The organism is Chitinophaga niabensis, assembly GCF_039545795.1.
Taxonomy (GTDB): domain Bacteria; phylum Bacteroidota; class Bacteroidia; order Chitinophagales; family Chitinophagaceae; genus Chitinophaga; species Chitinophaga niabensis_B.
In genome coordinates this window covers 3,290,450-3,310,498 of record NZ_CP154260.1, presented here as the reverse complement: position 1 = coordinate 3,310,498, position 20,049 = coordinate 3,290,450, and the positions used below count along the sequence as shown (strand labels likewise).

The 20,049-nt window shown below is 46.5% G+C and carries 17 protein-coding genes; 16 read left to right on the top strand and 1 reads right to left on the bottom strand.

Going from position 1 to position 20,049, the window contains the following annotated elements:
• Nucleotides 1-10: 10 nt before the first annotated feature.
• Nucleotides 11-970, bottom strand: coding sequence for a FecR family protein (locus AAHN97_RS12845; protein WP_343308032.1), 960 nt, complete (start codon nt 968-970; stop codon nt 11-13).
• A gap of 126 nt (nt 971-1,096) precedes the next feature.
• Here AAHN97_RS12845 and AAHN97_RS12840 point away from each other — a divergent pair, with 126 nt between their 5' ends.
• The 16 genes from AAHN97_RS12840 (at nt 1,097) to AAHN97_RS12765 (ending at nt 19,689) form a co-directional block, all read left to right on the top strand.
• A complete protein-coding gene (locus AAHN97_RS12840) occupies nt 1,097-1,648 on the top strand; it encodes an RNA polymerase sigma factor (protein ID WP_343308031.1) in 552 nt (183 codons plus the stop codon).
• Between the two features lie 26 nt (nt 1,649-1,674).
• Nucleotides 1,675-3,003, top strand: coding sequence for a glycoside hydrolase family 27 protein (locus AAHN97_RS12835; protein WP_343308030.1), 1,329 nt, complete (start codon nt 1,675-1,677; stop codon nt 3,001-3,003).
• A 596-nt stretch (nt 3,004-3,599) separates the two neighbouring features.
• A complete protein-coding gene (locus AAHN97_RS12830) occupies nt 3,600-4,154 on the top strand; it encodes a peroxiredoxin (protein ID WP_074238944.1) in 555 nt (184 codons plus the stop codon).
• A gap of 63 nt (nt 4,155-4,217) precedes the next feature.
• Nucleotides 4,218-4,805 carry a carboxymuconolactone decarboxylase family protein gene (locus AAHN97_RS12825; RefSeq protein WP_343308028.1) on the top strand — a complete coding sequence of 196 codons (588 nt, stop codon included), beginning with the start codon at nt 4,218-4,220 and terminating at the stop codon, nt 4,803-4,805.
• Nucleotides 4,806-4,921: 116 nt separating this feature from the next.
• Nucleotides 4,922-5,161, top strand: a complete 240-nt coding sequence (gene rpmB, locus AAHN97_RS12820) for a 50S ribosomal protein L28 (RefSeq protein WP_074238942.1) — start codon at nt 4,922-4,924, stop codon at nt 5,159-5,161.
• A gap of 32 nt (nt 5,162-5,193) precedes the next feature.
• Nucleotides 5,194-5,376 carry a 50S ribosomal protein L33 gene (gene rpmG, locus AAHN97_RS12815; RefSeq protein ID WP_074238941.1) on the top strand — a complete coding sequence of 61 codons (183 nt, stop codon included), beginning with the start codon at nt 5,194-5,196 and terminating at the stop codon, nt 5,374-5,376.
• A gap of 95 nt (nt 5,377-5,471) precedes the next feature.
• Nucleotides 5,472-5,642 carry a DUF4295 domain-containing protein gene (locus AAHN97_RS12810; protein ID WP_074238940.1) on the top strand — a complete coding sequence of 57 codons (171 nt, stop codon included), beginning with the start codon at nt 5,472-5,474 and terminating at the stop codon, nt 5,640-5,642.
• 172 nt (nt 5,643-5,814) lie between these two features.
• Nucleotides 5,815-8,208 (top strand): glycoside hydrolase family 95 protein, encoded by a 2,394-nt coding sequence (locus AAHN97_RS12805; protein ID WP_343308027.1) that lies wholly within the window; start codon nt 5,815-5,817, stop codon nt 8,206-8,208.
• 76 nt (nt 8,209-8,284) lie between these two features.
• Nucleotides 8,285-9,247, top strand: coding sequence for a signal recognition particle-docking protein FtsY (ftsY, locus tag AAHN97_RS12800; protein WP_343308026.1), 963 nt, complete (start codon nt 8,285-8,287; stop codon nt 9,245-9,247).
• 182 nt (nt 9,248-9,429) lie between these two features.
• Nucleotides 9,430-10,314 carry a cupin-like domain-containing protein gene (locus AAHN97_RS12795; protein WP_343308025.1) on the top strand — a complete coding sequence of 295 codons (885 nt, stop codon included), beginning with the start codon at nt 9,430-9,432 and terminating at the stop codon, nt 10,312-10,314.
• 215 nt (nt 10,315-10,529) lie between these two features.
• Entirely contained in the window at nt 10,530-11,837 is a 1,308-nt protein-coding gene (gene rimO / locus AAHN97_RS12790; protein WP_343308024.1) for a 30S ribosomal protein S12 methylthiotransferase RimO, read from the top strand.
• Between the two features lie 71 nt (nt 11,838-11,908).
• The gene (locus AAHN97_RS12785) at nt 11,909-13,699 is read left to right on the top strand and encodes a DEAD/DEAH box helicase (RefSeq protein WP_343308023.1); all 1,791 of its coding nucleotides are present in this window, start codon (nt 11,909-11,911) and stop codon (nt 13,697-13,699) included.
• Nucleotides 13,700-13,788: 89 nt separating this feature from the next.
• Nucleotides 13,789-15,756, top strand: coding sequence for a 1,4-alpha-glucan branching protein GlgB (gene glgB / locus AAHN97_RS12780; protein WP_343308022.1), 1,968 nt, complete (start codon nt 13,789-13,791; stop codon nt 15,754-15,756).
• A 178-nt stretch (nt 15,757-15,934) separates the two neighbouring features.
• On the top strand, nt 15,935-16,828 hold the full coding sequence (locus AAHN97_RS12775) for a DUF4382 domain-containing protein (RefSeq protein ID WP_343308021.1): 894 nt from the start codon (nt 15,935-15,937) through the stop codon (nt 16,826-16,828).
• 117 nt (nt 16,829-16,945) lie between these two features.
• Nucleotides 16,946-17,515, top strand: coding sequence for a toxin-antitoxin system YwqK family antitoxin (locus tag AAHN97_RS12770; protein WP_343308020.1), 570 nt, complete (start codon nt 16,946-16,948; stop codon nt 17,513-17,515).
• A 245-nt stretch (nt 17,516-17,760) separates the two neighbouring features.
• Entirely contained in the window at nt 17,761-19,689 is a 1,929-nt protein-coding gene (locus tag AAHN97_RS12765; protein ID WP_343308019.1) for an ATP-binding protein, read from the top strand.
• Nucleotides 19,690-20,049: the final 360 nt, after the last annotated feature.

The following is a 20,049-nucleotide window of genomic DNA, read 5'->3' as shown; positions in this document are numbered from 1 at the left end:
CTGTTACCCCTTACTTTACATAGATACTGTCTCCCCGTTGTTCAAAGCGGATATTCCATACAAAAGAAATATGCTGTAATACCTTACTTAGCGGTACGCTATCAAAAGTGGCGGTCACTGTTCTCTCTGCTATTTCATGGTCTTTACTGAAATGTACATCGTACCGCTGCTCCAGTTGGCTGAACACATCTTTTCCAGGTGTTTTGAAAAACACCAGCTTTCCCGTGGTCCAGGCGCCCAGCTTTTCCGGTGCCTGGTTTTCTATAGATACCGTTTTATTTTCCTTGTTGTAGATCAGCAGTTCACCGGGCACCAGCATCTTTTCCTGTTCCTCATTTGCTGTATCGGATATTACGCCAATGCTTCCCCGCTGCAATCCTACACGCAACTGGCCGGATGAAGTATAGGCGGATACACTGAAAGCTGTACCATATACCCGGGTGGAAGCATTCCCTGCTTTTACAATGAAGGGTTTTTCCTTATCGTGATGCACTTCAAAAAACGCTTCGCCGCTGAGAAATACCGTTCTGTTCTTTTTATTATAGGAAGAAGGATATTTCAAACTGGAATGTTCATTCAGCGTAATGATCGTACCATCCGGCAAAGTGTCCCGCAGCATGATATGTCCGCCGCCGTTATTGCTCACCGTATACCATTGCGGAGGGGCCTGTTGCTGCTGCATCCACCACCAGGCACCCGCGCTAAGGAGCAGCAAGATAGCTGCTGCGCGGCCGATTTCCAACCATAGTTTACGCACAGGTTGCTGCGCCCTGATATTTTCTATCACCCTGGCCTTCATGGAAGCTTTCTGCCGGGGAGGAATCTGATGCGCCACCGGCAGATCCCAGTTATCCTGTATATAGGTATCTATCCAGCCTTCACCCTGCTCTGTTACCCATTGCATTACCTGCTCCCGCTCCTCGCCGGTTAAATGCCCCTTGAAAAAATCTTCCAGTGTTTTCTTATCCATAAATAAGTACGGTAAATATATTTTACAGTATCAACACGTTCGCCATTTAATTTGCCCGTACAGCAATTACACGCTTAATGATTAGTTAACCTTGGCCTTTTATCTTTAACGCAAATAAGGTATCCCTTGCAGAAATATCATGAAAACAGGTTAAAGCGGATCATTGACGAAACACATGACAAGCTCTTTTCCATATTGTTTGCCATGTGCGGAGAAGCACATTTGTGCGAAGATATCATGCAGGAATGTTACATCCGCCTCTGGCAGCATATACACACCGTAAAGGACGATCATGCCATCCTTGCCCTGTTGCGGCAATACGCCCGGAATATATTTCTGGATGAAATGAGAAAGCGGGGGAGGCAGAAAGAATTACTCTTAAAAATTACCCCTGAAGATATTGCCCCATCGCCGGATGAAAAGGTAATGAACGAAGAAAAACACCAGTTGATCCAACAGGCCATCAATAAACTCCCGCAACAGCAGCAACTCATTTTCAGGATGCACAAGGAGCACGACATGAGTTACCGGCAAATAGCCGCCGAGCTGGAGATAGCTACCGGCACAATAGAAAAACAGATGAACCGTGCCCTGCGATCCCTGAAGCATGAACTCATTCACCTGAAAAGGATGGATGCAGGGCTCATTATATATTTCAGCATAATAACTGTATATTAGACAATTAAAATGTCTGATATACAGTTATGAAAATTATCACCTTCCTTTCCTTCATCTTTTTAGCCAATACAGTGAATGCCCAAAACTTCCACAATTGGGCTGCTACACCTCCCATGGGCTGGAACAGCTGGGACTGCTTTGGGCCCACAGTCACAGAAGCTGAAGTAAAAGCAAATGCAGATTATATGGCCCGGCATTTAAAGTCGTATGGCTGGAATTACATTGTGGTGGACATCCGCTGGTATGTAGCGAACGATAAAGCGCATGGGTATAATGAAACCAACCCGGAGTTCACCATGGATGAGTACGGCCGCTTTCTGCCTGCCGTAAACCGTTTCCCTTCAGCGGCCGGCGGAAAGGGATTCAAGCCGCTGGCAGACTATATACACAGCAAAGGCCTGAAATTCGGTATTCATATTATGCGCGGTGTGCCGGTGGAGGCCGTGAAAAAGAATGTAGCCATAAAAGGAACAAAACTGAGGGTAAAGGATATCTATTCTGAGAAAGACCAGTGCCTGTGGCTGCACGATATGTATACCGTGTTGCCAGGGAAGCCCGGGGCGCAGGAGTATTACAACTCCCTGTTTGAAATGTATGCCTCCTGGGGGCTGGATTTTGTTAAGGTAGATGATCTTTCTTCTCCCATCTATTTTGCAGGGGAAGTGGAGATGATCCGCAAGGCGATTGACAGAACAGGCAGAAAGATCGTATTGAGCACATCCCCCGGCGAAACACCGCTGGCACATGCAGGGCATGTACAGCAGCATGCAAACATGTGGCGTACGGTGGGCGACTTCTGGGATAACTGGAAACAATTAAAAGAGCATTTTGAAGTGTTTGAACGCTGGAATAAATGGCGCAAGCCTGGTGCTTTCCCGGATGGGGATATGTTACCGCTTGGCCGTATTGGCATACGTGCGGAAAGAGGGGAGCCCAGGATGGCCCGCTTCACGCGTGATGAGCAATATACACTCATGACCTTGTGGGCCATTTTTAAGTCCCCCCTGATGTTTGGCGGAAACCTGCCGGATAACGACCCGTTCACCCTTTCGCTCCTGACCAATAAGGAGGTATTGCGGGTGTTGAATAAAAGCACCGGGAACCGCCCTCTTTTCAGGGATCAGGATAAAGCGGCCTGGACGGCGGCGGAGCCTGGTATTAAATACCTGGCGCTGTTCAATATCTCCGAAGAGCAAAGGAAGGTGCCGGTAGCGCTGAAAGACATCGGGGTAGGGGTGCCGGGTGTGATCACGGATCTGTGGACGGGCAAAGTACTTGGAACGTTTACAGGAGATTTTGCCCCTGAGATCAACCCGCATGGCGCAGGCCTGTATAAGATCGTAGCTGCTAAGTAAAAAAAATAAGGCGGACCATCTTTTGGTCCGCCTTTAAAGCCTTTAGGGGAAAACTGTCTACATATGCTGCCGGGGCACTGTGGCTGGCTGAGCAAAAAAGTTCCCACGCCCAGGTCCGGGGCGAAACGAACATCACGGTACAATGGAGCCCGCTGCGGTCATACTACCTGTATGCACCCGCCTAAACTAGATGAACAAATCCTGTGTAGCATCAAATTCATCCTGTTTGTTGATACTGTTTTTGATAAACGGAATCAAAGCAAGGCCTACCGTAAGGATCACTAAAAGTACATTTCTAAATTTCATAACCAATCATTTTAATCTTGCTTACTTATATAACTAAATAACGTGCCAAAAGGTTACGTGTATCTACGTAAAAAAGATGCCTTTTGGTTCAAAAAAGAAGAGCTGAAATGCATATCCCTTACTGGTACAGCATCTTATAGAACCTACGTCTATAAAATTTAAAAACAATATAGATAAAGTCGATATCTAGCGTTGGTAAATCTATTTGATTTATAATTTTTTGCGGGGCAACTTTGCGGCGGCTTTACAAAAATAGCATAGCATTAAATCAATAAATCCGACATAGTATCATGAAAAATGCAGTTTTATCAGTAGGGGCGGAGTTCCCGGCGTTCGCAAAAAAGGCAGTTGTATCAATCGAGAAAGGAAAAGAGTTTTATGAGATCTCTTCTGAAGAGATCAAAGCTTCCGGCAAATGGATGGTTATGTTCTGGTGGCCGAAGGATTTCACTTTCGTTTGCCCTACAGAGATCGCTGAATTCAACAAACACTACCAGGACTTCGCAGACCGCGATGCTATCCTGATCGGTGCTTCTACAGATTCTGAATTCGTTCACCTTGCCTGGAGAAATAATCACGATGACCTCCGTGGTTTGCAATTTCCTATGCTGGCAGACACTTCTAAAAGTCTCGCACAGGAACTGGGTATCCTGGAAGCAGAAGAGAAGATCGCTTACCGTGCTACTTTTGTGGTAGATCCTCAGGGTATTGTTCGCTGGACTTCCGTATACGACCTGTCTGTAGGCCGTAACGTAAAAGAAGTACTGCGCGTAATGGACGCACTGCAATCAGATGAGCTGTGCCCCTGCAACTGGCAGAAAGGTGAAGCTACCATCAAAGCTTAATCCAATGAATTATTGTATACCGGGCAGGAACCTCTGCCCGGTATTTCGTTAAAAGAAAAAGATATGTTCACTACAAATACACAGGATACCGCTCAGCAATTATTGCAGGTGGTAGGCCTCCCCGGTACGGAAGTGCCTGCAAAGCTGGCTGCACTTGCTGCCGCTGATGCCCGTTACTTGAAAGATCTTAAGATCAATGTATCCAATGCGCTCGATGCAGCCACGCTTCCTAAAAAGGATGCTTACCTGATAGGGCTTTCTGTGGCCATCAACGAAAAGCTGCCTGCCCTGCAGAGCGGTTTTGAGCAACTGGCCCTCGCTGCAGGTGCTACCGATAAGGAGATAGCTGATATCCTGAGCTGCACCTCCCTGATGAATGCCAATAACGTATACTACCGTTTCCGCCATTTCGTGGAGAAGGAATTCTATACCACGGCGCCGGCAGGTATCCGCATGAGCATAATGGCCAATCCCCTGATCGGAAAAGAGCTGTTTGAACTGGTGAGCCTGGTGATTTCTGCCCTGAATGGTTGCCAGATGTGTGTAACCTCCCACGAAGAGGCCCTGCTGAAACATGGTACAGAACAACAGCGGATCCTGGATGCGGTGAGGCTGGGCGCGGTTATTAAGAGCTTAGGGGTGTTACTTTGAGGTGGCCGGACTGTCCATAAAAAAGGACAGTCCAAAATAGTGTGAATAAAAACACTGGCCAGAATTTGATTATTAAACAAATTAGTGCGACTTTTGCAGTCCAAAATTTTAAGAACATGGCAAGAGTATGTCAGGTGACAGGGAAAAAACCAATTACAGGTCATCACGTATCTTTCTCGAACATTAAGACTAACAGGAGGTTTCTGCCTAATCTGCAAACCAAACGTTTCTTCTTAGCGGAAGAGGATAAGTGGATCACTTTGAAAGTGTCTGCAGATGGTTTAAGAACCATTAACAAACGTGGCCTGTATGCCGTAGTGAAAGAACTGCGCGCAGGTGGCAACAAGGACATCTAATCCATTAAGGATCAACTTAATAAGAATACAAAATGGCAAAGAAAGGTAACAGGGTACAAGTTATACTGGAGTGCACCGAGCATAAAAACTCTGGTCAGCCAGGTACTTCCCGCTACATCAGCAACAAGAACAAGAAAAATACTCCCGAGCGTCTGGAGTTGAAAAAGTACAACCCTATCCTGAGGAAGGTAACTGTACACAAAGAAATCAAATAAGTCAATGCTAATTGCTTTGTAGTTAATCGTTTAGAGTTCATACGATTAGCTCTGGATGATTGACAATTTCAATTAACATTTAACACAATAAGAAAATGGCAAAAGCAGCGAAAACCGCGATCAAGAAAGATGCAAAGGCAGCAGCCGAAGCTAAGGTGTGGACTAAAGTGATCAGAGCGGTACGTTCTCCTAAATCCGGTGCGTATACTTTTAAAGAAGCGATCGTACACAAGGATAAAGTTCAGGAGTTCATCAGCAACAAATAATTCGGCTTTACTAATCATACTGCAAAAAAGCTGTCTCATTACGGGACGGCTTTTTGTGTTTCGGGGAAAGCAGGTTAGAAGGAGTTAAAATAAAACAGGGATTTGCCGGTTTACTGGAATATTCCCGGTCAAATACTCCTTATACTTGCTGGCGTAACCTGAAAACACCGTTATGATGATCCGTTTTATTTTCCTTGTCTTTTGCCTCGCAGCCACACCCGCCGCAGCACAGCAACCTTTAAAGCTCTGGTACAAACAACCCGCCGATAAATGGACGGAAGCCATGCCAATTGGTAACGGCAGATTAGGAGCCATGGTATTTGGCCGTCCGCAGGAGGAACTGATCCATTTGAACGAGGAAACCCTCTGGTCCGGCGGCCCAGCAAACCTGAACCCCAATCCCCAGGCCCCGGAATTCCTTCCCAAAGTCAGGGAAGCACTCTTCAAAGGAGATTACAAAACTGCTGAACAACTCTGTAAAAAGATCCAGGGCCTGTATACGGAATCCTATATGCCATTAGGCAACCTCCTCATAAAACATCGCTTTGGCGGTACACCTGAAGCGCTTTACCGGGATCTGGATATCAGCCATGCTACCACACTCACCCGTTTTTCCGTGAACGGTGTGCAATATACCCGGGAGATCTTTGCCTCCGCGCCAGACCAGGTGATCATGATCCGCCTGCGTTCAGATAAAAAAGGCCAGCTCAGCTTTGATGCATCTACCAATAGTCTCGTTCGTTTTAAGAATATTGCTGCAGGAAAGAATGAGCTGATCATGAAAGGAAAGGCGCCTTCCCATGCAGATCCTAATTATGTAGGATATAACCCCGAGCCTGTTATCTATGATGTGGCTTGCAGGGGAATGCGGTACGAATTAAGGATTAAAGCACAGCTCAAAGATGGTAGTGTTACCACAGATACCGCAGGTCTGCATATCACAAATGCTACAGAAGCCGTATTATATATCTCCGCCGCCACCAGCTTTAATGGCTTTGACAAATGCCCGGATAAAGATGAATCACAGTTAGCTCAGGGATACTTAAATAAAGCTTTTACTAAAAGTTTCGACCAGATTAAAAAGGATCACATCAGGGATTATCAGCAATATTTCAACCGGGTTACGCTTTCTCTCAACAATAATCCTGAAGTAACAAGTTCTACACTCGAGCGCCTGATGGAATATACCCGCGGGGCTGCAGACCCTGCCCTGGAAGCGCTTTATTTTCAGTACGGCCGCTATCTGCTGATTGCCAGTTCCCGCCCCGGCGGTATCCCTGCTAATTTGCAAGGGATCTGGAATCCCATCCTGCGGGCACCCTGGAGCAGCAACTTCACCACCAATATCAATGCGCAGATGAATTACTGGCCGGCGGAAATGGTGAACCTTTCTGAAATGCACCTGCCTTTTATGGAGTTCATTAAGAACACTGCGGTAACAGGCCGGGAAACTGCAAAGAACTTTTACAAAGCCAGAGGCTGGGCGGTGCACCACAACTCGGATATCTGGGCTACTTCCAATCCTGTAGGTGATCTTGGAAAAGGCAGTCCCACCTGGGCTAACTGGGCTATGGGCAGTCCCTGGCTTTCACAGCACCTTTGGGAACATTACGCTTTTACGGGAGATAAGGATTTTCTGCAGAACACGGCTTACCCGCTGATGAAAGAGGCCGCCTTGTTTTGCCTGGATTGGCTGGTAGAAGACCCTAACGGCCTGCTGGTAACAGCACCGGCTTCCTCACCTGAAAATGTATTTATTACAGAGAGCGGGGAGAAGGGCAGTATCTCTATTGCCACAACCATGGACATGTCTATCATCCGCGATCTTTTCACGAACCTGGTAGAAGCCTCGGAGATCCTGGGTAAGGATGAGGCTTTCCGCAATCTGCTCAAAGAAAAACAACGTAAACTCTTCCCTTTGCAGATCGGCAAAAAAGGCAACCTGCAGGAATGGTATAAGGATTGGGAAGATGAAGACCCGCGGCACCGGCATGTATCTCATTTATTCGGGTTGCACCCGGGAAGGGAGATCTCACCCATCGTAACACCAGCTTTTGCCCAGGCGGCCAGGAAAACTTTGGAGATAAGAGGAGATGAAGGGACCGGCTGGAGCATTGCCTGGAAGATCAATTTCTGGGCACGCCTGCACGATGGCGATCATGCCTATAAACTTATCCGCAACCTCTTAAGGCTCACCGGTATGGAAGGAACAGAATATTCCAGGGGCGGCGGCTCCTATGCCAACCTGTTCTGCGCCCATCCGCCTTTTCAGATAGACGGTAACTTCGGCGGTATTTCAGGAATGGGGGAAATGATGCTGCAAAGTCATGCCGGGTTCATACATCTCTTACCTGCCATACCAGCCGGCTGGAAGGATGGAAAGGTAACGGGACTACGTGCACGCGGCGGTTTTGAAGTGGATATGGAGTGGAAGAACGGGAAGCTGTTTACAGCTACTATCAGAAGCATTAAGGGGACTACCGCTAAGGTGCGGTATGGAAACAAAGTGATAGACCTGCAGCTAAAACCGGGACAGGCTAAAAAGCTGGACGGGCTCTTCCTTTAAACAAAACATAATACTTCGTCCAGAACAACCTATTTTTGCACCACGAATTGTAATTGCTAATCCGTAATGTATTTAAATGGGTTTTTTCAATAAACTCTTTTCCCGGGAAAAGAAAGAAAGTCTGGATCAGGGCTTGCAGAAAACAAAAGAAAGCTTCCTTTCAAAAATAGGCCGCGCCATCGCCGGTAAGTCCACCGTAGACGCAGAAGTGCTGGATAATCTCGAAGAAGCGCTTGTTTCCGCAGACGTAGGAGTAGATACCACAGTACGCATCATCAGTAAAATTGAAGAACGCGTAGCTAAAGATAAATATCTGAATACCAGTGAATTGAACAGGATACTGCAAGAAGAAGTTGCAAACCTCCTGGTAGATGCGCCGGATAGTGGCTTTAAGGATTTCGATATCCCTGAAGGTAAAAAGCCCTATGTGATCATGGTGGTAGGCGTGAACGGTGTGGGTAAAACCACCACTATCGGTAAACTGGCCTATAACTTCAAAAAGGCCGGTAAATCCGTAATGCTGGGCGCTGCAGATACCTTCCGCGCTGCCGCAGTAGACCAGCTCACCATCTGGAGTGAAAGAACCGGTGTGCCCATCGTTAAACAGCAAATGGGTTCAGATCCCGCAGCCGTTGCCTTTGATACCGTGCAAAGCGGTGTGGCAAAGAATGTGGATGTGATCATCATAGATACTGCCGGCCGCCTGCATAACAAGCTGCACCTCATGGATGAACTCAGTAAGATCAAAAGGGTAATGAACAAAGTGATCCCCGATGCGCCGCATGATGTATTACTGGTGCTCGATGGTTCCACCGGCCAGAATGCCCTGGAGCAGGCCCGTCAGTTCACGGCCGCTACGGAAGTGACCTCCCTGGCCATTACCAAACTGGATGGTACCGCTAAAGGCGGGGTAGTGCTGGCCATCGCCAATCAGTTTAAAATACCTGTAAAATATATCGGTATAGGAGAGAAAATGGAAGATCTGCAGGTTTTTGATAAGACAGAATTCGTAGACTCATTATTTAGCTTAAATAGTTGATTATTAAATAATTATGTAAAATGCCGGAAGTATCACTTCCGGCATTTTTATTTTGTGTAAACTATACAAATACAATAATTATCAACCTTTTATGCACCCTGCACTTCTAACCCCGCAATTGCTTAAATTTGATTACGTTTTAGTGTTGCAATTGTTTCACCCTTATTAACAATTCGAAATTTATGCAAATACAATCCATAGATCGAGTTGAGAACATATCTGCCCAGGACTTTAAGACCCAATATTATGAGCCACGCAAACCCTTGATCATTACAGGATTGTCGAAAGACTGGCCAGCCCGGGATAAATGGACCTGGGATTACTTTAAATCAATAGTTGGAGATAAAACCGTAGGGGTTTATAACAATACGAGGGCAGGCGCCAAAACGCTTGTCAATGGCGCAGATGATTACATTCCTTTTGGAGAATACCTTGATATGATACAGCAGGGGCCGGTAAGCCTGCGGATCTTCCTTTTTAACATTTTTCAACATGCGCCGCAACTGGTGAATGATTTTACCTGGCCGGATTTCCTTTTAAAAGGTTTCCTGAAACGCTACCCCATGCTCTTTGTAGGTGGAGCCGGCTCCATTGCGCACATGCACTACGATATCGACCTCAGTCATATCATGCATACCCAGTTCGTTGGCCGCAAAAGAGTGCTGCTGCTGGACAATCAGCAATCCACCCTCATCTACCGCATGCCGCTGACCGTGGAAAGTGCGGCGAGCTTCGAGAACTGGCCGGAACGCCTCAACGAAACAGAAACCAAATTTCCTGCCCTTCAGTATGCCCGTGGTTATACCACCGTGCTGGAACACGGGGATACCATGTTCATGCCTGCAGGTTACTGGCATCATATGGAGTACCTGGATGGTGGTTTTGCCATGAGCCTCCGGGCGCTGGATCAGACCCTGAGCGGTAAACTGAACGGTTTATACCATCTCATGGGTAAAAGGAGCATGAATAACCTGCTCATTAAAATGGCCCCGGAGTGGTGGTATCACTATAAACGGAAGGTAGCAAAGCAACGCGCGGAGAAAGAGATCAGGAAGCACCTGGCATAAAACGGGCTTAAAAAGCTGCGTAACACCCTGATAATGGATATTAAATATGTGTGAACACATGTAATTTCAATATTTATCACTAACTTTGCAACTTCTCATTAGTCCTCCACTAAGACTCATAGTCACTCAAACAGCTGCCTGCTGTGTATTTAAAGCGTGTCTGCGTGTCTTCGTGGCAAATGCCTGCCGAAAGTGGGAATTTAAAACATTGCTATTTGAAGACAAGAACTTTAAAGAAAGACAAGGTTAATATTATTACGTTAGGTTGTTCAAAGAACATGGTTGATTCTGAGGTGTTAAGCGGTCAGCTTATTGCCAATGATATCAATGTAGTGCATGAAAGCGAAAAACGCGATCATAACATCGTAGTAGTGAACACCTGCGGATTCATTGATAAAGCAAAAGAAGAATCCATCAATACCATCCTGGAACAGGTAGACCTGAAACAGCGTGGTAAACTGGATAAAGTATTTGTGACAGGTTGCCTGAGCGAACGCTACCGCGGAGATCTTGAAAAAGAGATAGAAGGTGTGGATGCCTGGTTTGGTACCATGGAATTACCCCTTATCCTCAAACGTTTTGATGCGGACTATAAAGCGGAACTGATTGGTGAGCGTTTGTTAAGCACCCCTTCTCATTATGCCTACCTGAAAATTTCCGAAGGTTGTAACCGTACCTGCTCTTTCTGTGCTATCCCGCTGATGCGCGGCCAGCACGTATCTAAACCCATTGAGGCTTTAGTGGCCGAAGCGGAGAAACTGGTAAAGAGTGGCGTGAAGGAGATCATGCTGATTGCACAGGAACTTACCTATTATGGGCTGGACCTGTACAAACAACGCCGTCTTCCCGAACTGTTACATGCACTGGCTGATGTGAAAGGATTGGAATGGATCAGGCTGCATTACGCCTATCCCACCAAATTCCCGATGGAGATACTGGAGGTAATGAAGCAAAGAGATAATATCTGTAATTACCTGGATATGCCTTTGCAGCACATTGCAGACCCCATGCTCAAAGCCATGAAGCGCCAGATCACCCGCAAGGAGATCCTGGACCTGGTGAAATCCATCCGTGAACAGGTGCCGGGTATTGCCCTGCGTACCACGCTCATTGCTGGTTTCCCCGGAGAAACACTGGAAGATGTGGAGGATGTAAAACGTTTCCTGGAAGAAGTGCGGTTTGACAGGGTAGGGGTATTCACTTACAGTCATGAGGAAGGTACTTCCGCACATGACCTGGTGGATGATATTCCTGCAGAAGAGAAAGAGCGCCGCGCGCAGGACATCATGGAAACACAACAGGAGATCTCCCTGGAAAAGAACCAGGAGATGGTTGGTAAAGTATTTAAAGTAATAATAGATAAAAAAGAATCCGGCCGATACCTGGGCCGCACGGAGTTCGATTCAGTTGAGGTGGATAATGAGGTGATCATTAACACGGACAGAAAGTTGAAACCCGGAGATTTTGTACAGGTTAAAATAACCAGGGCGTTCGACTACGACCTGGAAGGAGAGCTGGTTTAAACTAATTTGAAGACCGGCTAATTGATCACCCGGCCTGTTTAAAAAAACAAGCGGGCCAACACAACAAACAGATGATAACATTCGAATCATTAGGACTTCAGGAAAACATTCTGAAAGGCGTTACAGACTTAGGCTTTGTAACCCCAACCCCTATCCAGGAAAAAGCAATCCCGGCCCTTCTCGGAGGAGACCGCGATTTTGTGGGCCTGGCACAAACCGGTACCGGTAAAACCGCCGCATTTGGTTTACCATTACTGCAAAACCTTGATCTTAAAGTACGTCAGCCACAAGGCCTGATCCTTTGTCCTACACGTGAGCTGTGCATGCAGATCACGAGCGATCTTAATAACTTCTCCAAACACCTCGGTGATGTAAGCATCGTAGCCGTATATGGTGGTACCAGCATTGGTTTGCAACTGCGCGAACTGAAACGCGGTGTACACATAGTGGTAGCTACTCCGGGCCGTTTGCTGGATATCATAGACCGTGGTGCAGTTAACTTCGACAATGTACGTTATGCCGTACTGGACGAAGCAGACGAAATGCTGAACATGGGTTTCCAGGAAGATATCAATAGCATTCTTTCCAATACACCGGCAGAAAAAACAACCTGGTTGTTCTCTGCTACCATGCCACAGGAAGTTCGCCGTATTGCACAGAAATACATGAAGGACCCCTTTGAGCTTACCGTAGGCAGCAAGAATGCAGGTAATGTGAACATTGAGCATGAATACTACGTGGTGCGCCCACGCGATAAATATGCTGCGCTGAAACGTATCGTGGATTTCAACCCTGAGATCTTCGGTATCATCTTCACCCGCACCAAGATTGAATCACAGGAGATCGCTGAATCCCTCATCCGTGATGGTTATAACGCTGATGCACTGCATGGCGACCTTACCCAGCAACAAAGGGATAAAGTAATGAAACGCTTCCGTGAGAAATCCATCCAGATGCTGGTAGCTACAGATGTGGCTGCACGCGGTATCGATGTGGATAACGTAACGCACGTAATTAACTACGATCTGCCGGATGATGTAGAGAACTACACACACAGAAGCGGACGTACTGCCCGCGCTGGCCGTTCCGGTGTATCCATTGCCATCATTGGTGCCCGTGATATCGGTAAGATCCGTCAGATAGAGCGCGTACTTGGCAACAAAAAGTTCATCAAAGCAGAAGTGCCCGATGGATTTGCCGTATGCGAAAAACAACTCTTTGCCATGGTGCATAAAGTGCACAACGTGGTAGTGAACGAAGAACAGATAGATCCATACCTGGGCCGTATATACGAAGAGTTTGCAGACCTCACCAAAGAAGAACTGATCCGCCGTTTTGCTTCCCTGGAATTCAATGAATTCCTCGAGTACTACCAGGATGCAGTAGACCTGAACGTGAAAGAAGAACGCCGTGGCGAAGACAGAGGGGGTACATTCTCCCGTGGCAGCGGTAACAGCAAATTCACCCGCCTGTTCATCAACCTGGGTTCTGTAGATAATTTCACCCGTGGCGATATGCTGCGTTTCATTTGCGACAGCACCGGCCTGCGTGGTAACTCCATCGGCCGTATCGACCTGAAAGGCGTTTACTCCTTCTTTGAAGTAGAGAACGATGTGGTGGAAAAAGTACAACAGAGCTTTAAGAAGGTAGAACATAACGGCCGCTCCGTTAGGATCGAAACTTCCCAGGATGGAGATAAACGCGCTGGTGGCGGCGGAAGGCCAGGTGGCAACCGCTCCTATGGCGGCGGTGGCGATCGCAAGAAAAGCTGGTCCGGTAGCGAAGATGGCGGATTCCGTCAACGCAGGGAGTTTTCCAAAAGCGGTAGCGGAAGCGGCGGTGGATACCGTGGTAAACGTTAATCAGTTTTTTCCTGATAATTAATTTAACCCGCAGGCGTTTGTTTGCGGGTTATTTTTTATCTTGTAAAAAATAGCTGTTACAGCAAGGTATGGCGACCCAACAAAAGAAAAATAGCATTCCACTTGATGAAGAGCCCTTCCGCAAGCTAAAACCCGTAGAATCGTTCTCGTTGTTTTCCGCAAAGGACATCCAGTTATTCCAGGAAGGTTCCCACGACAGATTATACGAAAAGTTTGGTTCCCACACCGTTACCTACGAAGGGGTGGCAGGTACTTACTTTGCCGTTTGGGCACCCAATGCCGCCTATGTTTCCGTGATCGGCGACTTCAATGAATGGAACACCTACAGCCATACACTCCTGCCCAGGTGGGATAAATCCGGTATCTGGGAAGGTTTCCTGCCCGGTATTAAAGAAGATCAGCTGTATAAGTACTTCATCCGTTCCAACTCAGGCGAAGAACTCCGGAAAGGAGACCCGTATGCCAACAGATGGGAGCTAAGGCCCAAAACCGCTTCCGTAGTCAGTAACCTGGAGTACAAATGGAAAGATGCCGCCTGGATGAAATCACGCGGCAAAAAGAACAGCCTTAAAAGTCCTTTCTCCGTATATGAAATGCATCTGGGTTCCTGGCGCAGGCCGGATGCCAATAACCACGAAGTATTCTATTCTTATAAAGAAATAGGGGCCATGCTGGTGCCCTATGTAAAAGAGATGGGTTTTACCCACGTTGAGTTCATGCCCGTAATGGAACATCCCTTTGATGGTTCCTGGGGTTACCAGCTCACCGGATTTTATGCGCCTACCGCCCGTTACGGCACCCCGCAGGAATTCATGGCATTGGTGGATGCTTTTCACCATGCAGGGATAGGAGTGATCCTGGATTGGGTGCCTTCCCATTTCCCTTACGATGATCATGGTCTTTATCGCTTTGATGGTACCCATACCTATGAGTATGCGGATATGCGGAAGGGGTTTCATCCTGACTGGAACAGTTATGTTTTCAACTATGCCCGCAACGAAGTCCGGTCCTTTTTGCTCAGCAATGCCTTGTTCTGGCTGGATAAATTCCATATTGATGGTTTAAGGGTAGATGCAGTGGCCTCTATGATCCACCTGGATTATTCCCGCAAAGCCGGTCAGTGGGAGCCTAATGACCAGGGCGGTAATGAAAACCTGGAAGCCATCTCTTTCCTCAAAGAGATGAACAGTACTATCTATTCCCGCTTCCCGGATGTGCAGACCATCGCAGAAGAATCCACTTCCTTTTACGGTGTATCCCGCCCCGTTTTCATGGGAGGCCTTGGCTTTGGTATGAAATGGATGATGGGTTGGATGAACGACACCCTGGATTACTTTAAAAAGGATCCCTACTTCCGTAAATGGTATCATAACCAGATCACTTTCAGTATCATGTATACTTTTAGTGAGAACTTCATGCTACCCCTCAGTCATGATGAAGTGGTGCACGGTAAAAGCCCCATGATCTATAAAATGCCGGGAGACGACTGGCAGCAGTTTGCCAACCTCCGGTTAATGTATAGTTATATGTTCACCCATCCCGGCACCAAGTTGTTATTCATGGGAGACGAAATTGCGGATACCAAAGAATGGAATTATAAGTCTGAACTGAGTTGGGATCTGCTGAAACATAAAACCCACGAGGGTTTGCAGCAGTATGTGAAAGCATTGAACAAGTTGTATACCAGTGAACCCGTGCTGTATGGATCCCAGTTTGACATCAACACCTTTGAGTGGATCAATGCAGACGATCATGAAAACAGCGTGCTGATATATGCCCGTAAAAGCCCTGAAGGGGAGGTGATCCTCATTGCGCTTAACATGACCCCTATACCCCGGGAAGACTATCCGGTGGCTATTCCCTGGAAGAACTCATTTAAAGAGATCCTCAATAGCGATGCTGCTGTTTTCTATGGCAGTAATGTGGTGAATGCCGGTACCCTTAAACCCCGGCCCGGTAAGTATGGCAAGCCATACGACCTGCTGTTGCGCCTCCCGCCGCTTGGTGCCAGCATCCTTAAGATGCAGTCCAAATAATTTGGAACGAAGATTGCTGTCATTCCATCATGCGAAAAATATTTTTTTGCATCGATTAAACCTTTAAAGAAAGACCATATCTAACCACAGTGGGCAATAAGAATTTGCGGCAGGCGTTTCTGTATCAGTATCCATATAAGGTTGAAAAACGATCACTAATCTAAAACCATTCTTTATTATGAAAAACGTGTTCCGCAAGCTGGGCATGCCAATATTGCTATTGGGCACCCTTTCCGTAATCATTTATGCCTGCAGCAAAGACAGTTCCAATGAACCGGCTGCTATTCCACCAGGCCAGCAAAGAGTAAGCCTCATGCTCACAGATGACCCCGGCCTTTTTGACAAAGTAAATATTGATATCAGGAAAGTAGAAGTGTTGATCGATACCTGTGCAAAAGATAAAGACGATGACCGCTGGGATGACCGCGACCGTTGTGGCTGGTGGGAAGACCGCCGCGATAAAGATGATAGTTGTGAAGTATGGGATTCTTTAGGTATCCGCCCCGGTGTATATGACCTGCTGCAATTACGTAATGGTGTAGATACCAACCTTGCTACCGGTACCATCCGTAAAGGCCGTATAGAAAAGATCCGCATTACATTAGGTCCAAACAATTCATTAATGAAGGACAGTATTTCTTATCCGCTGCGTTCTGTGAACGGCCAGGTAAAATTGGTGATCAAAGTAAGGCATAACGAGTGGGATCAGGTATCTGCGGATAACCTGCAACTCTGGCTGGACTTTGACGTACAACGCTCTATCATCCAGGTGAGCAGAGGTACCTTCATCCTCAAACCAGTGATCCATGTATGGACGGTTAAGCAAACAGGTGCAGTGTCCGGTAAAGTATTACCGAAAGATGCACAATCCATTATCACCGTATACAACAACCTTGATTCTCTGTATGCTATTCCAGGCAGGGATGGCGAATACAAAGTACGCGGTTTGAAACCAGGTACTTACAGCGTATTCGTAAATGCAGGCAATGGTTACAGAGATACTACCATTGCAGATGTGAAAGTGGAGCGAGGGAAAGAAACCAAGGTGCCTACCATCACCGTGAAGAAATAATTGAAGTCATATAACGTTAAGAAAGGAGCCTGCAAAAACGGGCTCCTTTCTTGCTTTATGCCGGAAAAAAACTTACATTGTGAATAGAATTAAACAACCATAAAATCCTGAATTCCTGTGAAACAACTTAGTTTACTTATTATACTCGCATGCACTACACTTATCACTTCCGCCCAGGAAGTGACTAACCAGACAGATGCCAAAAAACGTAAGCAGGGCCCATGGATAGAGCAGGTTGAATCTATTCGCGGAGAACCCGGTTTCAGCTGGGAAGGCGTATACAAAAATGACCGTAAAGAAGGTATCTGGAAAAAGTTCACCATCAATGGAGATCTGCTGGCAGAAGAAACATTTAAGAACGGTACCCTCGATGGCCTTTGCAAATACTTCTACCCGGATGGTAAGATCAGCGCGGTAGGCATGATGGTAGCCACAGATATTGAAGGCCAGAAAGATACTATTATGGTGATCGATCCCGTAACACAGGAAGAAAAACTTACCGAGGTAACGCGTAAGGGTAATTCCGTGCGTCAGGGAGAGTGGAGGATTTATGATGAAGAGGGTGTAATGTTAAGGGAAACCTATGAACGGGGAGAGCTGAGTAACTCCGTTATGGGCAACCGCAGACCCGCTAATGCAGCCCCTTTGCCTCATGAACAGGGGGGAGGAAAGAAGAAAAAGAACTGATTATTAATAAGATAGAAGGGGATCGGATTTTTTTGATTTCCGCAATCCATATGCCTGTGAACTGCGTAAATACCCACGAATGCACTTAGCTTAATTGTTAATGACCATTTAGTTTATGTACACGTTCAACCAAAACTGTTTACGCTAACACATGCCTTTTATTCAGCCCGGACAGTGAAATGAAAAACCCGATTTGAACAACTGTTATATTGCTTTACTGTTTGTTTTAATTAAACCTATTCGTGATGGCGAATATCATATCCCAAACACTCCGTACCTGGATGCAGGAGATCTGCATGATGGGCATCCTGCAAAATTCCAATAAGGAAGACGCAAGGAGGATCAAAGTCGTAAATATTGTCAGCCTGGTTACGGGAATACTCGTGGCTATTTATGGTGTGACATTTTACCTGCTCTTACATTCCCTGTACATACTGATACCGGCAGTATTACTTTTTTGCCCGGCATTCTTTGCAATGATCTGGCTGAATTATAAAAAGCATTTCATCGCTTCCCGCATTGGCTTGCATGCCATCTTCATTTCCATTATCCTGTATTATGGCAGCATTCTTGGCCGCGTTACGGAAGTACAGCTGCTGGCCGTGTTCCTGATGAGTGTTGCACTGCTGATCTGGCGCCCCCAGGAAAAAATTCCCCGGTTTATTTGCGCTTTGATGCCAATTATTTGCCTGGTGCTATTGGAGTTCATTTATTATTATGATCTTGTGGAACCTTTGCCACTTACAGAAACCACCCAGAACTTGTACCGCTGGATGGTGATGCCTGTAGTATTGTTCCTTAATTACCTGGCTATCAGCCTGTACCAGCACAATATCATGGACCTGCTCCGTACCCTGCGCAGCAGGAACACTTCCCTGATGAAAAGCCGGAACGAAAATGAGAAACAGCGTAAGCAGCTCCTGGTTTACAGCCAGCACCTGGAACAACTGGTGGAAGAGCGTACCAGTGCCCTCAATAAGGCCAATGTGGCTAAATCGCAGTTCATCAGTGAACTGAGCCATGAAATACGTACGCCTTTGCACGCTATTATAGGCATCAGTGAAATGCTCAGCAATGTGCTGAGCAATGCAGAAGCAGCAGATCCACAGGCAAGGCAGATGGCCAAAAGCCTGGGTGCAACGAGTAATAATATCATGGAATTAATTAACAACGTGTTAGAGTTATCAAAAATAGAAGCCGGTAAAAACGATGACGTGAAGCTGGAACCTTTCTCCCTGAAAGAATGGTTGCAGAATACCGTGAGTATCTACCAAAGTATTGCCAGTACTAAATCCGTAGTACTACACCTGGAAATGGACAGCCGTTTCCCGGAAACCATCATGAGCGATAAAGTGATGCTGGCACAAGTGATCAATAACGTGTTATCCAACTCTATCAAATTTACCCCGGCGGAGAAAGACATCCGGATAAAATGTCTGCACAACAGTAACAGCATCCTGATCCAGATCTGCGATCAGGGTAATGGCATTTCACTCACGCAGCAGGAGGCTATTTTCAGGCCTTTTGAGCAGGGAGATAAAGAAGTGTACAGGCAGTATGGCGGAAGCGGCCTGGGCCTGGCTATTGCCAAGCGCAAAGCAGAATTACTGGGCGGTAACATCCAGGTGAGCAGTGTGCCCGGGGAAGGAAGTAATTTCCTCATCACCCTGCCACTTAAACTAAGCACAGATACCGATAATGGACAATCCTCTTCCACAGCATTGTTGCCGCTGCCGGCAGACACTAAAGTGGTAGTGATGGATGATAACGAAATTGATCACATGATCATGAAGCACTTCCTGGCCCGCATCGGCATTACCCAGGTAAGTTTTGCCCACGATGGGGCAGAAGGGGTAATGATGGCACGCAGCGTGATGCCGGACGTGATCCTGATGGACCTGCATATGCCCGTTATGAGCGGCCGCGAAACCTTCTGCACATTACGGGAAGATGAACAGCTGAAACACATCCCCATTGTAGCTGTTTCATCAGATGCCTTTAAAGAGCAGGAACAGGAGTTCATCCTGCTGGGGATGGATGGTTATATCCGCAAGCCTGTAGACACCAGGGTGCTCCATGCTATATTGCAGAAGTTGTTGCTGTATGGCACCAAACATCTCAATGCCGGTATCAATGGTACCGTAGTAGATAAGGTGGACGAAGCAATTGCATAACCTCTTTTCGGACTACAAATAATTAATATTAATATCTGATTCTCAAACTTTTCATGTTTTGGAATCAAACGTTTGTGTTATTAACTGGATAAGCGGTTATTCTTATCTTGCCCCCATACAGAAATCTAGATCGACGAAACGTGGGAATCCCTTATTATTCCTTTTTACTTAACCTAAACTTATCGTGCTTATGCTGAAGTTTTACTTCCATGCCCTTCATTAATTTTTCGCATACGTGAACCAATTTCCCATCTGGCCTACCGCCACCCATGCCAGGTATGAATCTAAGTTTTACATGCCCCCCTATCATAACTAAATCGGGACTAAATCGGGATACCAAATCTAAATTACTCAACAATC

What these genes read in the sequence shown, in the direction of transcription:
- rpmG (WP_074238941.1), top strand. Translation starts at nt 5,194, where the DNA reads ATGGCAAAGAAAGGTAACAGGGTACAAGTTATACTGGAGTGCACCGAG.
- ftsY (WP_343308026.1), top strand. Translation starts at nt 8,285, where the DNA reads ATGGGTTTTTTCAATAAACTCTTTTCCCGGGAAAAGAAAGAAAGTCTG.
- AAHN97_RS12805 (WP_343308027.1), top strand. Translation starts at nt 5,815, where the DNA reads ATGATGATCCGTTTTATTTTCCTTGTCTTTTGCCTCGCAGCCACACCC.
- AAHN97_RS12795 (WP_343308025.1), top strand. Translation starts at nt 9,430, where the DNA reads ATGCAAATACAATCCATAGATCGAGTTGAGAACATATCTGCCCAGGAC.
- AAHN97_RS12825 (WP_343308028.1), top strand. Translation starts at nt 4,218, where the DNA reads ATGTTCACTACAAATACACAGGATACCGCTCAGCAATTATTGCAGGTG.
- AAHN97_RS12810 (WP_074238940.1), top strand. Translation starts at nt 5,472, where the DNA reads ATGGCAAAAGCAGCGAAAACCGCGATCAAGAAAGATGCAAAGGCAGCA.
- rpmB (WP_074238942.1), top strand. Translation starts at nt 4,922, where the DNA reads ATGGCAAGAGTATGTCAGGTGACAGGGAAAAAACCAATTACAGGTCAT.
- AAHN97_RS12765 (WP_343308019.1), top strand. Translation starts at nt 17,761, where the DNA reads ATGGCGAATATCATATCCCAAACACTCCGTACCTGGATGCAGGAGATC.
- AAHN97_RS12775 (WP_343308021.1), top strand. Translation starts at nt 15,935, where the DNA reads ATGAAAAACGTGTTCCGCAAGCTGGGCATGCCAATATTGCTATTGGGC.
- AAHN97_RS12830 (WP_074238944.1), top strand. Translation starts at nt 3,600, where the DNA reads ATGAAAAATGCAGTTTTATCAGTAGGGGCGGAGTTCCCGGCGTTCGCA.
- AAHN97_RS12835 (WP_343308030.1), top strand. Translation starts at nt 1,675, where the DNA reads ATGAAAATTATCACCTTCCTTTCCTTCATCTTTTTAGCCAATACAGTG.
- glgB (WP_343308022.1), top strand. Translation starts at nt 13,789, where the DNA reads ATGGCGACCCAACAAAAGAAAAATAGCATTCCACTTGATGAAGAGCCC.
- AAHN97_RS12785 (WP_343308023.1), top strand. Translation starts at nt 11,909, where the DNA reads ATGATAACATTCGAATCATTAGGACTTCAGGAAAACATTCTGAAAGGC.
- AAHN97_RS12845 (WP_343308032.1), bottom strand. Translation starts at nt 970, where the DNA reads ATGGATAAGAAAACACTGGAAGATTTTTTCAAGGGGCATTTAACCGGC.